17 protein-coding genes are annotated in these 14,250 nt (G+C 36.7%); 10 read left to right on the top strand and 7 right to left on the bottom strand.

From position 1 onward, the window contains the following. Window positions 1–103 precede the first annotated feature (103 nt). The 5 genes from O5640_RS05080 to O5640_RS05060 all read left to right on the top strand — a co-directional run bounded on the left by O5640_RS05080 (window position 104) and on the right by O5640_RS05060 (window position 5,909). Window positions 104–2,158, top strand: coding sequence for an IMS domain-containing protein (locus tag O5640_RS05080; protein ID WP_269613597.1), 2,055 nt, complete (start codon window positions 104–106; stop codon window positions 2,156–2,158). 40 nt (window positions 2,159–2,198) lie between these two features. Further along, window positions 2,199–3,662 carry a signal recognition particle protein gene (ffh, locus tag O5640_RS05075; RefSeq protein ID WP_269613595.1) on the top strand — a complete coding sequence of 488 codons (1,464 nt, stop codon included), beginning with the start codon at window positions 2,199–2,201 and terminating at the stop codon, window positions 3,660–3,662. 86 nt (window positions 3,663–3,748) lie between these two features. Then, window positions 3,749–4,081 carry a 30S ribosomal protein S16 gene (gene rpsP, locus O5640_RS05070; RefSeq protein ID WP_269613594.1) on the top strand — a complete coding sequence of 111 codons (333 nt, stop codon included), beginning with the start codon at window positions 3,749–3,751 and terminating at the stop codon, window positions 4,079–4,081. Window positions 4,082–4,118: 37 nt separating this feature from the next. Next, window positions 4,119–5,096, top strand: a complete 978-nt coding sequence (locus O5640_RS05065) for a PhoH family protein (protein ID WP_269613593.1) — start codon at window positions 4,119–4,121, stop codon at window positions 5,094–5,096. Between the two features lie 75 nt (window positions 5,097–5,171). Continuing rightward, complete coding sequence (locus O5640_RS05060) at window positions 5,172–5,909, top strand: Bax inhibitor-1 family protein (protein WP_269613592.1); 738 nt, start codon at window positions 5,172–5,174, stop codon at window positions 5,907–5,909. A gap of 43 nt (window positions 5,910–5,952) precedes the next feature. Here O5640_RS05060 and O5640_RS05055 read toward each other — a convergent pair whose 3' ends face one another. Next, a complete protein-coding gene (locus O5640_RS05055) occupies window positions 5,953–6,465 on the bottom strand; it encodes a hypothetical protein (protein ID WP_269613591.1) in 513 nt (170 codons plus the stop codon). A 51-nt stretch (window positions 6,466–6,516) separates the two neighbouring features. On the opposite strand from O5640_RS05055, the gene era reads away from it, so the two are divergent. From era to larB, 4 genes are all read left to right on the top strand, one after another. Continuing rightward, a complete protein-coding gene (era, locus tag O5640_RS05050) occupies window positions 6,517–7,458 on the top strand; it encodes a GTPase Era (protein ID WP_269613590.1) in 942 nt (313 codons plus the stop codon). Window positions 7,459–7,463: 5 nt separating this feature from the next. Next, window positions 7,464–8,687 carry a tRNA (guanosine(37)-N1)-methyltransferase TrmD gene (gene trmD / locus O5640_RS05045; protein ID WP_269613588.1) on the top strand — a complete coding sequence of 408 codons (1,224 nt, stop codon included), beginning with the start codon at window positions 7,464–7,466 and terminating at the stop codon, window positions 8,685–8,687. A gap of 79 nt (window positions 8,688–8,766) precedes the next feature. Next, entirely contained in the window at window positions 8,767–9,132 is a 366-nt protein-coding gene (locus O5640_RS05040; RefSeq protein ID WP_269613586.1) for a TIGR03792 family protein, read from the top strand. Between the two features lie 2 nt (window positions 9,133–9,134). Then, window positions 9,135–9,782, top strand: a complete 648-nt coding sequence (gene larB, locus O5640_RS05035) for a nickel pincer cofactor biosynthesis protein LarB (protein WP_269613585.1) — start codon at window positions 9,135–9,137, stop codon at window positions 9,780–9,782. Here larB and O5640_RS05030 read toward each other — a convergent pair. The 6 genes from O5640_RS05030 to O5640_RS05005 form a co-directional block, all read right to left on the bottom strand. Further along, entirely contained in the window at window positions 9,779–9,937 is a 159-nt protein-coding gene (locus O5640_RS05030; RefSeq protein ID WP_269613584.1) for a hypothetical protein, read from the bottom strand. The genes larB and O5640_RS05030 overlap by 4 nt on opposite strands. Before the next feature lie 67 nt (window positions 9,938–10,004). Then, window positions 10,005–10,172, bottom strand: a complete 168-nt coding sequence (locus O5640_RS05025; RefSeq protein ID WP_269613583.1) for a hypothetical protein — start codon at window positions 10,170–10,172, stop codon at window positions 10,005–10,007. Window positions 10,173–10,298: 126 nt separating this feature from the next. Then, the gene (locus tag O5640_RS05020; protein ID WP_269613582.1) at window positions 10,299–11,264 is read right to left on the bottom strand and encodes a DUF1517 domain-containing protein; all 966 of its coding nucleotides are present in this window, start codon (window positions 11,262–11,264) and stop codon (window positions 10,299–10,301) included. A 19-nt stretch (window positions 11,265–11,283) separates the two neighbouring features. Next, complete coding sequence (gene thiS / locus O5640_RS05015) at window positions 11,284–11,502, bottom strand: sulfur carrier protein ThiS (protein ID WP_269613581.1); 219 nt, start codon at window positions 11,500–11,502, stop codon at window positions 11,284–11,286. After that, window positions 11,493–12,545: a thiamine phosphate synthase gene (locus tag O5640_RS05010; RefSeq protein ID WP_269613579.1), complete on the bottom strand. Its 1,053-nt coding sequence runs from the start codon at window positions 12,543–12,545 to the stop codon at window positions 11,493–11,495. The genes thiS and O5640_RS05010 overlap by 10 nt, the downstream gene beginning before the upstream one ends. A gap of 157 nt (window positions 12,546–12,702) precedes the next feature. Continuing rightward, a complete protein-coding gene (locus O5640_RS05005) occupies window positions 12,703–13,623 on the bottom strand; it encodes a bifunctional riboflavin kinase/FAD synthetase (RefSeq protein WP_269613578.1) in 921 nt (306 codons plus the stop codon). A 60-nt stretch (window positions 13,624–13,683) separates the two neighbouring features. Here O5640_RS05005 and O5640_RS05000 point away from each other — a divergent pair, with 60 nt between their 5' ends. Next, a complete protein-coding gene (locus O5640_RS05000) occupies window positions 13,684–14,247 on the top strand; it encodes a DUF3611 family protein (protein ID WP_269613577.1) in 564 nt (187 codons plus the stop codon). Window positions 14,248–14,250 lie beyond the last annotated feature (3 nt).

Raw genomic sequence — 14,250 nt, 5'->3', positions numbered from 1 at the left:
TATTCACTTATCAATCCTTTTTAGACTTTAAGCGTCAATGGATGCAAAATGGATAAAACCCCTTACGATGCCTAGAGCTTTTTTTCTGATTACCTAGTAGCGATTGGAATTACCTATTGATCATTTTCGCTTATTGGGGGTTAGCCCTTCTGCAAATGCTGAAGAAGTCCTCAGGGCTTTTCAGCTAAGGCTAGATCGTCCTCCCAAGCAAGGCTTTACTTATGAGGTTTTAGCTCAGAGATCTGAGTTGCTAAGACTTTCTGCTGATCTTTTATCCAATCCTGCCGAACGACAATCCTACGAACTTGCTCTTATTGAGGGTTCCTCGGGGCTTGAACTATCTTCAAATAGAGAAGTTGCTGGCTTACTTCTCTTGTGGGAATCAAATTCTTCGTTTCAAGCTTTTAAACTTGCAAAAAAAGCATTGCAACCTCCACAAGCTCCAGCCTTGGGAAGTGGTAGAGAATCGGATTTAACACTCATAGCAGCTTTATCTTGTAGAGACGCTTCTATTGAGGAACAGGCTTGCAGAAGGTACGCTTCAGGAGCTGATTTGCTTCAGGAAGGTATACAGTTATTGCAAAGGATGGGAAAGCTTGTTGAAGAAAGAAAGACCCTTGAAAGTGATTTAAAGACTTTACTTCCATACAGAATTCTTGATTTATTAAGTAGAGAGAAAGAAGACGATAAATCTCATCAGGAAGGTTTGATTCTTTTAGAAGACTTTGTGAACAAAAGAGGCGGACTCGAAGGAAAAAGAAATTCAGAAAAAATAGCAGGATTAAATCAAAATGATTTTGAGTTATTCTTTCTACAGATTAGAAAATTTTTAACTGCAAAAGAACAGTCAAAAATTTACGTAAATTGGTTTAGAAGGGGTTCGGAAGATGCTGGTTTCCTTGCCGCTTTTTCCTTGATAGCTTCTGGCTTTTCTTACAGGAAACCAGAACTCTTGCAAGAAGCTCGTAAATATCTTAGGAATATCAATGTTAATGGTTTTGACCCAATGCCATTAATTGGATGCCTAGATCTTTTGCTAGGGGATGTAAATCAAGCAGAGTCTCGTTTCAGAAGTAGTTCTGATGAGAAATTAAAAGACTGGTTAGATAATTATCCAGGTGAGACTTTGGGTGCTCTTTGTGACTACTGTAGAAATTGGTTAAAAAAAGATGTTTTAGTAGGTTTTAGGGATATTGAATTTCAAACGGTAAATCTTGATGATTGGTTCGATAGTAAAGAAGTACAAATTTATGTAGAGCAATTGGAAACAAAAGGAGCTTTAGGAATTGCAAAAGCGGGATTTTCATTCTTATCTTCATTAGCTCCTGAACAACAAATTGAGAATGATTTTTCAAAAAGCCCAGAGGAACAAGCTGACTTGCCAATGCCAGGTGGGGCTTTGGATGAAATATTGAAAGAAAAGTCTTTTAAATCACTATTACAACGTAAAGAAGGTTTCTTAATACCTGGTTTAGTTAAAAAGTTAATTGCAAAATATGATTCAACAATTGAATTGATTAAACATTCAGATTTTAAATCTTTCATATTAAAACGACCTATTTATACAAGTTCTTTAGCATTTATTTTGTTATTTATTTTTGGAATAAGCTTTGGAATCCTTACACAGAGAAAACCATCAGCAAATAATGATCTAAATAATATATCTGAGTCTAAATTTGCTAAACCCGATGATAATAAAAATAAAGATAATGGGTCAAGTGAAATAGTTAATAGTGAAGAATCATTAGATTTAAGTCAATTAATTCCTCTTACTTCACTAGCCCCCTCAAATCAAGAAATTAAATCTCTTGTTGAATCATGGCTAGCAGGTAAAGCTGATATTTTAAATGGTTCAGAAAGTCAATTTCTTTCCACTGTTGCTAGACCCTCACTGTTTAATAGAGTTATTGAACAGAGAAAGAAAGATAAATTGTTAGGACAAAAACAGATTATTGATGCAAATATAACTTCAATAAATATTGTTCAAAGATCTGACAGAAGAATTGAAGCAGATGTTGAATTAAATTATCAAGATAAAAGTATTAGTTCATCTGGTGAAATTTTATCAGAAACTGTAATTCCTTCTTTGAAGGTAAAATATATAATAGGCAAGAATAAAAAAAACTGGCTAGTAGTTGACTATATTAGTGGAAATTAAAAAATAATTTTTAAAAAATTATTTCTGTAACTCTAAGAAAATGTTTGAGGAACTGTCTAATCAATTTGAAGATGCCGTTAAGGCCTTTAAAGGTGAAGCTAAAATTTCAGAAGAAAATGTTGATGAAGCGCTTAAACAGGTTAGACGAGCTCTATTAGAGGCTGACGTTAGTTTGTCGGTTGTAAAAGAGTTTATCGAAGAAGTAAGAGTCAAGGCTATTGGTACAGAGGTTGTCAGAGGTATAAACCCTGGGCAGAAATTTATTCAAGTAGTTCATGAGCAACTAGTAAATGTCATGGGGGGTGAGAATAATCCCTTGGCAAATTCAGAGGAAAAACCAACCGTAGTTTTAATGGCTGGACTTCAGGGGGCTGGAAAGACTACCGCTACAGCAAAACTTGGATTGCTTCTTAAAGAAAAAAATCAAAAGCCATTACTTGTTGCTGCTGACACATATAGACCAGCGGCTATTGATCAATTGGTAACTCTTGGGAACCAAATAGGTGTAGAGGTTTTTAATTTAAGTTCAAATTTAAAACCGGAGGAGATTGCAAGAAAAGGCTTGGAAAAAGCTATAGAAGAAGGATTTGACACGGTTCTTGTCGACACTGCTGGGCGGCTTCAAATTGATACCGAAATGATGGGAGAGATGGTTCGGATTAAAGAGGCTGTTAGACCCCATGAAGTTTTGTTGGTAGTTGATTCAATGATTGGTCAAGAGGCTGCAGACATAACCAGAAGTTTTCATGAAAAAGTAGGAATAACAGGAGCTGTTCTTACAAAGCTAGATGGAGATTCGAGAGGGGGAGCGGCTCTTTCTATTAGAAGAATCAGTGGAAAACCAATTAAATTTATAGGTACTGGAGAAAAGGTTGAGGCATTGCAACCTTTTTATCCTGAGAGGATGGCCAGCAGAATCTTAGGGATGGGCGATGTTTTAACTCTTGTTGAAAAAGCACAGAAAGAAGTTGAAATTGCTGATGCAGAAATCATGCAAAAGAAGCTTCAGGAAGCAACTTTTGATTTTTCAGATTTTGTAAAGCAGATGAGGATGATAAAGCGAATGGGCTCGTTAGGGGGACTGTTGAAAATGATTCCTGGGATGAATAAAATTGATGATGGAATGATTAAAAGTGGAGAAGATCAACTTAGAAAAATCGAGGCAATGATTGGTTCAATGTCATTAGAGGAAAGGAATAAACCTGAATTATTGGCAGCGCAACCATCAAGACGTCGGAGGGTAGCAAGTGGCAGTGGATATAAGCCAGCTGACGTTGATAAGGTTCTGGCGGATTTCCAGAGGATGAGAGGCTTAATGAAGCAGATGTCTTCTGGAGGAGGACTACCTGGGATGGACGGAGGACTTCCTGGGATGGGAGGACTACCTGGGATGCCTTCATCCGGTGCTAATCCACATCAGTCAAGAAAAGGAAGAGGAGGGCCCGGTTCGCCCCCCCGAAGACAGCGACCAATTAAGAAAAAGAAAGGTTTTGGTGATCTCTAGAGATATCAAAAGACTAAATCAATCTCTGTGCAGTATTATTTAAATGAAGAACTTTTGAGTTCAATCCACCTACAAGTAAATCGAAGATGATCAAGCTCCGCCTTAAGCGGTTTGGTAAAAAGCGTGAATCCAGTTTTCGTCTAGTTGCCTGTAATAGCACTTCAAGGCGAGATGGTCGCCCCCTACAAGAACTAGGCTTTTACAATCCAAGAACCAAAGAAACTAGATTAGATACAGAGGCTTTAAGAACTCGACTAGGACAAGGTGCTCAGCCTACTGATGCAGTAAGAACTTTATTAGAAAAAGGAGGACTTCTTGAAAAGAAAGTTCGACCAGCTGAAGTTATAGGTAAGCAAAAACAAGAAAAAGAAAGATCAGCAAAGAAAAAAGATGCAGCAGCATCGGAAACTTCTGATTAAGAAGTTTTGATGAATATCAATAATTTCAAGAAAATTTATGTCTGAAGCAACCACTGAAGGTCGCTTTTGTATAGATCTGCCTGATCCCGACGCTGCTACTGCTTTATCAGGGACAGGTCAGTCAACACTTAACAGATTAGGAACCCTTACAGGGGCTTCATTTGCATTAAGGGGGTTGCAACTAGAAATAAAAGGAAATTCCTATCAATTGGAAAGAGCTGCAGCAATTGTTGAATTAGTAAGACCAATCTGGGAAGAAGGACAAATTGTGAATGCGGTTGATTTACATGCTGCGGCTAAAGCGTTGGATAATGGTAAAAAAAATGATCACGCCAAATCAACAAAGAAAGTTTTAGCAAGAAGTCAAAGAGGAAATCTTTTAAGACCAAGAACGATTAGACAAAAATATTATGTAGAGGCCATGGAAAATAGTGATCTTACTTTTGCGCTAGGCCCAGCTGGAACAGGCAAAACATTCTTAGCAACTGTACTAGCTGTACGAATGCTTACTGAGAGAAAAATTGAGAAAATTATTTTGACAAGACCTGCTGTTGAAGCTGGAGAGCAATTGGGCTTTTTACCTGGCGACTTGCAGCAAAAGGTTGATCCTTATTTAAGACCTTTGTATGATTCTCTCCACTCTTTACTTGGACAAGATAAAACTAATTTACTTATAGAAAAAAATGTGATTGAAGTCGCTCCTTTGGCTTACATGCGAGGGAGGACTTTAGAAGAATCTTTTGTGATACTTGATGAAGCTCAAAATACTACTCCAGCTCAAATGAGAATGGTTCTTACCAGGTTGGGTGAGAGATCTCGGATGGTAGTAACTGGCGATATAACCCAAATAGACTTGCCATGTGGACAAATGAGTGGACTTATTGAGGCGGCAGATTTACTCGAAAAGGTTGATGGGATTTCAGTTTGCAGACTTACCTCTTCAGATGTAGTAAGACATCCACTTGTTCAAAGCGTTGTTGATGCTTATGCAGAGCTAGACAAAAAAAAACGATAGGGTGATCCGCATTCACATTCATGAAGACATATTTTTTTTGTGTCAAAATAAGTATTAATAATTATCTGGTGCGTTATGCCAGCAAACAGCAATTTTCAACAGGCTATTCGTGAAGCACAATCAAGTGCACTTATTGGTCCAAATGTAGTAAACAAAGCTTTGCCTTATGTAGGCGGAGGAATGGCATTAACTGGATTAGGTGTTTTAGGGGGACTTTCTTTACAAGCAACTAGCAATCCTTTATTCGGTCCGCTATTCATAGTCGCATTCATTGCAGAGATAGTTCTATTTTTCATGGCAAGCAGCGCTGCCAATAATGCCAACAACTCTAAAGCGCTTCCACTCTTGACGGGATTTAGTTTATTAACTGGTTTTACCCTAAGTGGGATTGTTGGGTTAGCAATTCAAGTTGCAGGGATGGGTGCTATAGGTACAGCTGTGTTCGCGACTGGAATTACTTTCGTGATTGCATCTTCTGTCGGCAGAAAAATGAGTGATAACGTTGGTCAAGCTTTGCAAGGGGCAGTAGGCCTTGGATTGCTTGGCCTTATTATTGCAATGGTTTTCCAGTTTATTGGTGGTTTATTTGCTCCAGGGATGTTCGGAGGAAGTGGTTTTGAATTAATGATTGCGGGCTTCGGAACTGTACTTTTTGTAGCAATGTCTTTTGTAGATTTCTATACAATGCCAAGAAGATATAACGATGAACAGTATTTAGCGGGGGCATTGGGGATGTACCTAACTTATATAAATTTATTTGTTTTTGTTCTTCGTCTTATTATTGCTCTTCAGGGCGGTGGAAGAAGAGATTAAGTCATTTAAATTGAAATAAAAAAAGAGCCCCAGGGCTCTTTTTTTATGTCGCAACTTCAAAAATACTTTCTGATATTGCCCTGATTTGTTCTTCGTTATACTTCCATTTGTCTAGAAACTTCAAGTCCGTTCCATTCCCTTTTGTTGCTTCTAGTAAAATATCTAATCGTTTTTTTACCTGATTCGAATCTAATAGTTTTAGTAATTCAATACACCTAATCTTTATTCTCTCTGATTGGATTTCTTGTGGATCATTATTATTGCGATGTGTAATTATCATTGCTGAACTCATAGCAAGATTCTTTACGGTTAAGTCAACAACAATTTCTCCAGAACTTCTTAATTGAAAAATCAATGCATCTGGAAATCTGTCCATTAAAGCGCAATCTATAGAGAGACTCACAACAAAAAATCCTCTTGCACCCTCCACCGTTTTAATAAGCTCGCCTATTCGATCAGAAATAACTTCGTCACTTATTTCATCATTTTCCCAACTTTTGCACCAAAGCATTGATGCTTGCATAGCCTCTTTAAAAGTTGGTTTCTGTTCATTCATGGTTTTATTGCTCTTTTAGAGTAAGGCTATAGATAATCGTAGAGAAATAAAATGTCTTTGGGAGATTTAAATCAACAGGATTTTAAGTCAGGATTTATTGCTTTAATAGGTAGACCCAATGTTGGTAAATCAACTTTCATAAACAAATTTATTGGCGAAAAAATAGCAATTACATCACCCATTGCTCAAACCACTAGAAACAGATTAAAAGTAATACTTACGAATAAAAAGTCTCAAATTATATTTGTAGACACTCCTGGTATTCATAAACCCCATCATTTATTAGGTGAAAGGCTTGTTCAGAGTGCCAAGAGATCTATTGGAGAAGTAGATGCAGTTCTAGTTATTTTTGAAGCCAATCATTCTCCAGGGAGAGGAGATGCATTTATTTTGAATTTGATTAGAAATTTACAAATTCCAGTGATTGTTGCCTTGAATAAATGGGATCTTGTTCAGTCAAGTCAATTTAAAGAACGAAAGAAAGAATATTTAGACTTTTTTGAGGGCACATATTGGCCAGTTTTTTGTTGTAGCGCTCTTACAGGAGAGGGATGTAATGACTTGATTAATGAAATAGAAGAAAAACTACCTTTGGGACCACAGTTGTATCCAAGTCATATGACTTGTGACCATCCTGAGAAGTTTTTGATGGCCGAATTCATAAGAGAACAAGTTTTAATAAATACACGCGAAGAGGTTCCTCATAGTGTGGCAGTTTCTATTGATAAAATTGAAGATATGCCTTCGAAGAAAAAATCTAAAGAGAAGGAAAGAACAGGAATTCTTGCAACTATTTGTGTTGAGAAAAAAAGTCAGAAAGGAATCTTAATTGGTAAAGGGGGAAGTATGTTGAAGAAAATTGGCCAGGAATCAAGACTGCAAATTCAAACTTTAATTAATGGAAATGTCTATTTAGAGTTGTTTGTTAAAGTTGTTCCTGACTGGAGAAGTAAATCTTCTCGTTTGAATGAGTTTGGTTATGACGGGGTCTAATTTATATGAGTAAATTGAGGTTCGATGTAATAAGCCTTTTCCCAGAAGCGTTTAAAAATTTTTTTAGTCATGGACTGATAAAAAAGGCATTTGACGAGAAGATTGCATCAATTCAAATACACAATCCTCGTGACCATGCAATAGATAATTATCGAAAAGTTGATGATGAACCATATGGTGGAGGGGCAGGAATGGTCTTAAAGCCTGAACCTTATTTTTCTGTATTTGATCAAATTCCAAAGCTGAATAAAAAGAGGGTTCTTTTGATGACTCCACAAGGTAGAAAAACATCTCAATCTGATTTTTCTAGATGGTCAAAAGAAGATCAACTCATTTTGATATGCGGTAGCTATGAGGGATTTGATGAGAGAATACGTTCTTTAGCTGATGAAGAAATTTCAATTGGAGACTTTGTTCTTACCGGTGGAGAAATCCCAGCAATAACTGTTATTAATGGAGTAGTACGTCTATTGCCTGGAACTTTAGGCAGTGCAGAATCATTAGAAGAGGAAAGTCATAATGAGTTTCTTTTAGAACATCCCCAATACACACGACCCTCTGAATTCAAGGGCATGAAAGTTCCTGACCTTCTTCTAAGTGGTAATCATAAATTAATTAAAGAATGGAGGCAGAAGCAAAGAGAAATTAGGACGCAGTCCCGAAGGCCCGATTTGTTTGAGCTTTGGAAGCTCGACCAATTATCATTCGACAGGAGAATTTCATCATTAAAACCTGAAGTGAGCTTAAGAATAGGCAATGGTTATGACATGCACCGATTGGTTCCTGGTCGGCCTTTAATACTTGGAGGTGTCAAGTTAAACCATCCTGAAGGTTTAGGTCTTGATGGTCACAGTGATGCAGACGTTCTTACTCATGCAATTATGGATGCCATATTAGGGGCATTATCCTTGGGTGATATTGGAAAGTATTTCCCTCCAGATGACCCGAAATGGAAAAATGCAGATAGTTTGATTCTTCTTGAACAGGTCATGGAATTGATTGAGAAGAAAGGTTGGCAAATTCAAAATATTGATTCAGTTATTGTTGCTGAAAGACCAAAATTAAAACCTTATATTGGATCGATGAAGGAGAAAATATCTAAGAAAATAGGAGTTAACGCTGATGATGTAGGAGTTAAGGCAACTACAAATGAGAAATTAGGTGCTGAGGGAAGAGAGGAAGGCATATGTTGTCATGCAGTTGTTTTGATGAAAAAAAATGAAAAATAGTAGGAGAAAAATTTTTATCAAAAAAATACTTAGGTTTATTTTTATTAATCTGATTTTTCTTTCTACTATTTTGGGAAACGTGAAAAATATTCAAGCTGAGTCTTTATTGAAAGTGAATTTTCCAAAAGAATCTATTGTTGAACACCTTAAGCTTGATGTCCCAAAAAAATTTAAAAATGCTTGGTTAAAAGCCGAAGAAGGAAGTTGGGAGCCTTGGTTATTGAAGCAAGATGGCTTTTTAGGACGTCAACTTTTTTGGGATCCTAAAGTTGAGGAGGCAACCTTATTGATTGGTTGGGAGTCAAAAGCAGTTTGGAAAAAGATCCCTCAAGCAGAAATAAATCTTGTCCAGCAGGATTTTGAAAAGATTGCAAGAAAGGAAACAGGTGAAACAATTGGAAATCCTTTCCCATTAATTTTTGAAGGGGAATTAAATCCAGAGTAAAAATGAATCAATCAATTATTGATTTTCAGAGGCGAAGTCGACTTGGTGTCATTGAGGCCATATGGGGACAACATAAAACAATTGAACAAATTTCTGAAATATTGAAAAAATATCAACTTCAGTCTGAAACTGCTTTAGTGACAAGACTTTCTAAAGAAAAGGGAGAAAAACTTTTAGTTGAATTTCCTTCTGCAAAATTTTATGAAGTATCAGGTTGTTTAACTTTGGGGGCATTTAAGGAATCTACTTCTTCTAAGGAAGAAGTAATTATTTTGACTGGAGGAACAAGTGATGTAGGGGTTGCTTCAGAAGCTGAAATAGCTTTGAATTTGCATGGAATAAAAACTAAATTGTTGATTGATGTTGGTGTGGCAGGACTTCACAGGCTGTTAGACCGACTGGAAGAAATAAAATTAGCTAAAATAGTTATTGCTTGTGCAGGAATGGAGGGGGCTTTACCTACGGTACTTGCAGGATTAATTCCTCAGCCAATTATTGGAATTCCTGTTTCAGTTGGATATGGGATTAGTGGTGGTGGTAAAACTGCCTTGGAAGGAATGCTGGCTAGTTGTGCTCCAGGATTGATGGTAGTTAATATTGATAATGGTTATGGTGCAGCAATGGCTGCTATGCGAATTTTATTCAACTAATTTAAATTATTTTTTTCAATAGACTTTTCTGATTTTATTTCTAAAACCTGCTCTAACCATAATTTCATTGAATTAGGTAATAGCCCTTTCTCGTAACGGAATATAGCTTCAGTAAGTACGGGTGTATTTATCCATTGAATAGACTTTCTTCTCATTAAAATTCATTTCTTTATCTTAAGTTGAACTATGAAATTAAGGAGCGCAAGGGGGTGATTTGCAGTCTTAAGATTCTTCGTCATATTTGTTACCAAGTCTTGTTAGCTCATCACTATTGTTACTGGATTCAACATCTAGAAGACGAGTGACTAATTCTGATAAATCTCTTTGAGCAAGCTCTCCCGAGCTTTCCCATTTCATTGAGCGAGGTTCTGGTTGCGAAGAAGCCGACACTTCTGTAATTTAAAAATCTGTGAGGGAATCCTAACTGTTATTCGCGTGAAAAATGACCGTTGTTTACGTAAATAAGATGAAAAAAATATAAAGAAATCAGGTTTTTTGTTATTTTGATTACTGACTTTATAAATGTTTAAGATTTGGATATTGAATTATTAGCTCTTCTTCTCTCAAGGTCTCTCCTTCTCCGTCGGGTTGCCAGATAACTTCTAAGGCGATTAAGTCATTTGATGATATTGAACCTAAAACTCTCAATGCATCTTTGATGAGCTCGCTGCTTGCGGAGTTTTGTAGTTTTAAGTCATTTTTGGTCGCTACAAGAATTGTAATCGCAATGTATTCATTTGTTGAATCAGATTCTCCAGGTTTGGATTCAGTATTTGTTGATGTAGATATTTGACCAGAATAGTTTGATGTGAGTTCTGCCGTTAATTTGCTTCTTTCAATTATTGATATCCGATTAAATGTTGATTCTGCGGAGGCATATGGAACAGAACCAGTTTCTATATTTGAATAGACCCATAGTTCAGGTTTCCTAAGTAAGGAGAGTGTTGTGTCTTGAAGGACTCTTTGAAGGCCAGATGAAGTTGAGGTATTGGAAGAGGCAGCAAGATCCCTAAGGTTCACTTGTATTTCTTTTGCACTTGCAAGTAAGCCAATCTGAAACTGTATTAAAGAAACTTTTGATGGGTTTGCTGATTTCGAAACTATCGAGTTGTTACTTGAATTGGAAAAACTTGAAGAGTTTTTAAATGAATTGACAATTACACCAACGATTGACATAAGTATTAAAAATCCAAAAATCCCACCACCACCAAAGCCAAATACTGGTAATAAAAAAGGAAAACCAATACCACCACCTCTGTAGCCACTTCCATAGCCTCGAAAGTTATTGCCTCCATATCCTCCGTAATTTTGGCTTCGTGGTGAAGAAGGTGCCTGAAAACTTCCACCACCAATGCGTCCTCCACTGGCAGCTGACGCAGTGTTGGGATTAATAAATAAAAAAGAGGAAATTATTACAGAACTAATCAGGAAAGAAAAAAATCTTTTTCTTTTAAACCAGCTCAAGCGCGTAAATTTGAACACCTATTTATGTCGGGATTTATTAACTGTAGGAACCTCCACCAACAATTGTCACAACCTCTAAGCAATCGCCATTATTTATTTTTGTACTTATCCAAACTTTTGGGTTGATAATTTCACCATTCAACTCAACTACTACTAATTGAGGCTTGTAACCTAAGTTCTCAAGCAAAGGTTCCAATAGTAATTCTTCACTGGTGTTTTTAATAGTTTTAATTTCACCGTTGATTTTTAGTTGCATCTTAGTAATTTGATAAGCTCTTCAGTCTTTGAAAATGGGTCATTTGAATTAATGATTGCATTTGAAACAGCTATGCGAAGATTATTAATTTTGTTTAATTTTCTGATATTTAAGTTGTTGATCCCTCCAATAGCAAAAGCAGGTAGGAGAGTTTCACTTAATCCCTTTTTAAGGTAGTCAATTCCAATAGGATTTAGTTGTTTTTTTGTTTTGGAGGAAAATATTGGACCTATGCCAATATAGTCGCAGCATTCTTTTTCGGCATTTTTGATGTCTTCAAGGCAGTGAGTGCTTCTGCCAATGATCTTTTCAGTACCTAGGAGCTCTCTCGCGATTTTTGTTGGTATATCATCTTGCCCTAAATGAATCCCATCGGCGTCAACAGCAAGTGCGATATCGATACGGTCATTGACAATAAATAATGAATTAAATTTTTTACAAAGAGAGGCTAAGCATTTAGCTTGTGAGATTTTTTCATTATCATGTAAAAATTTTTCTCTGTATTGAACTATTTTTACACCAGCTTTTAGAGACTGAAGAACAATGTCTTCGAGATTTCTTGTGTTTGTGGTTACCAAATATACTGAACAATCTCTTAAGGTTTGTCTTTTATTTATGCCTTCTGTCGTATTAAGAACCTTTATCTCGATCTCATAAGTTTCGTATCTAATTTTGCTGGCTATTTCACAAAGATTCGGATCTGTTATTCGAGTAAATTCCTCTATTACTCTTAAAGCTTCTTGCACTCTAGATGAGTTTGCAATAAATACAGCCTCTGGGGTTGATCTTACTGCTTGTAACGGATGTGAAATTCCCATCGCTGGGTCGTTGGATGTAAGCCTTGCTTTTCGATAAATGTTGTGGTGATGTACTCCTAATTGTTGCCTCCAATCTTTGATTTGAATCGAAAAATCACTTCTTTTTAGACCAAACCTGCACCAATCTTCCATCACTCGAAGACCCTCTCTAGCTCGATCAAGGTTCGCGTCAATCAATTGAGCAATACGATTATCAGATGGAGGGGTGACAGGCATTGATTTCATGTCATCCTTTATTAGATAATATGTATTTAAATTTTATTGTGGAAAATGATTCTGAGAACAATATGACTGTGCTTATTTGGGGTGTTTTTTTGTTAGGTGGCATAGGTTTATTTGTTGTTTGGGGACTGTCTAACGCTTATCCCACAATTACTTGAATTTAGTTTTTTTTTGTCAAAATTTCTTTTGCAAAAATTGCATCTAAACTTATTTGTTTGCTAAGTTCTTCAATGTTCTTAAATTTCTTTTGAAGTCTAATTCTATGCACAGGTTCAATAATTAATTCATGCCCTAATAGGTTGATTTCTTTGTCTAGAAGATGAACTTCTACGGCTGATGAGGAGTTTGGATCAATAGTAGGCTGAGGGCCCATATTCATAACAGCTGAGAAACGTTCATTTTTGTTCCCTATGTAAGCCCATGCTGCATAAACTCCAATTGATGGAAGAAACTTTCGGCCATCTATTTTTAAATTTGCTGTTGCCCAGCCAATTTTTTTACCTAAACCTCTGCCTTTCTCAACAGTCCCTCTAAAGGTGTAAGGACGCTTTAAAAGATATTGTGCATGTTTTAAATCACCATCATTGAGTGCTTTTCGTACTCTGCTACTACTGAGTCGACCATGATTGTCTTCAAGGATTGGAATAATAGAAATTTTTATTCCTAGTGATGCACCTATCTTTTTTAAAGTAGAAATGTCACCTTCCCTATTGCGTCCAAACCTAAAATTTTCTCCAACTGCTATGTGTTTAGCATGAAGGGTTTTAACTAGAATTTCATCTATAAATGTCTCTGCACTTTTGGAAGCAAGAGTTTTATTAAAAGGAACCAAAACTAATTGTTCTATTCCTAATGGCTCGAGCAGGAATGTTTTTTCATTTGGTAAATCTAATCTTAATCTAGATTCACCAAAGAGAACCTCACGGGGGTGAGGCCAGAAACTTACAACTGTTGGTACACCAATTGGCTCTTTTAAGATAGCTTTTATTACTTTTTTATGACCTAAGTGAAGACCATCGAAACTACCTAACGCCAGCGCTGTAGGTAGTTTCGCGTTTTCAGGAGCACAGAGAGGAATCAAGATAAACGTGCAATTTTTGTGCTTAGATGGCAAATTTGTTTTATCACCTTATTCATCGTGATGGCAGATCAACGCGACTTTCAATTGCTTTCTCTAGGAATGAGAAGAATTGGTTGGCTTCGGTTCTGGATTCAAACAATTTTAGGTGTAGTGGTAGTGGGTGTTTTGTTGTTCAACAATGTTGGAAGTAGTTTAGCTAGAAACTCAGAGAGAGCATTGGGCTTAGGGCCAGGTTTGTCTCTCACGACATTGGCATTCATTTTATTGCTATTTAGCCTTTGGCAAGGGTGGTTGATAGTAAAGACTGGTAGAGCTTTAGGTAGCGAGGCTCGCCCAAGTAGAGGAGAAACAAGTCGATTACTAAAGAGAGGCTTGATTGTCGATTTGGTCGGATTGGTTTTTTCATCGGTTGGATATCAATCTTTAGCAGGAGCTTTGTTCGTGCAGGCTTCAATGCAAGCCCCTGGGATTTCCATTGGAACAGGTATGAGAGCAATGGAAAATTATCCAATTACTTCTTTGGAAATGCTTTCTGTCTTGAGTAATACCCAAGTTTTGTTTGCACATTTGATTGGTCTGATTTTTTCTTTATGGTTACTGCAAAGGATTTTTAGAAAAAGCTAATTT

The organism is Prochlorococcus marinus str. MIT 0912 (assembly GCF_027359595.1).
In the GTDB taxonomy this organism is placed as follows: domain Bacteria; phylum Cyanobacteriota; class Cyanobacteriia; order PCC-6307; family Cyanobiaceae; genus Prochlorococcus_B; species Prochlorococcus_B marinus_C.
This window is presented reverse-complemented; position numbering and strand designations above follow the sequence as displayed.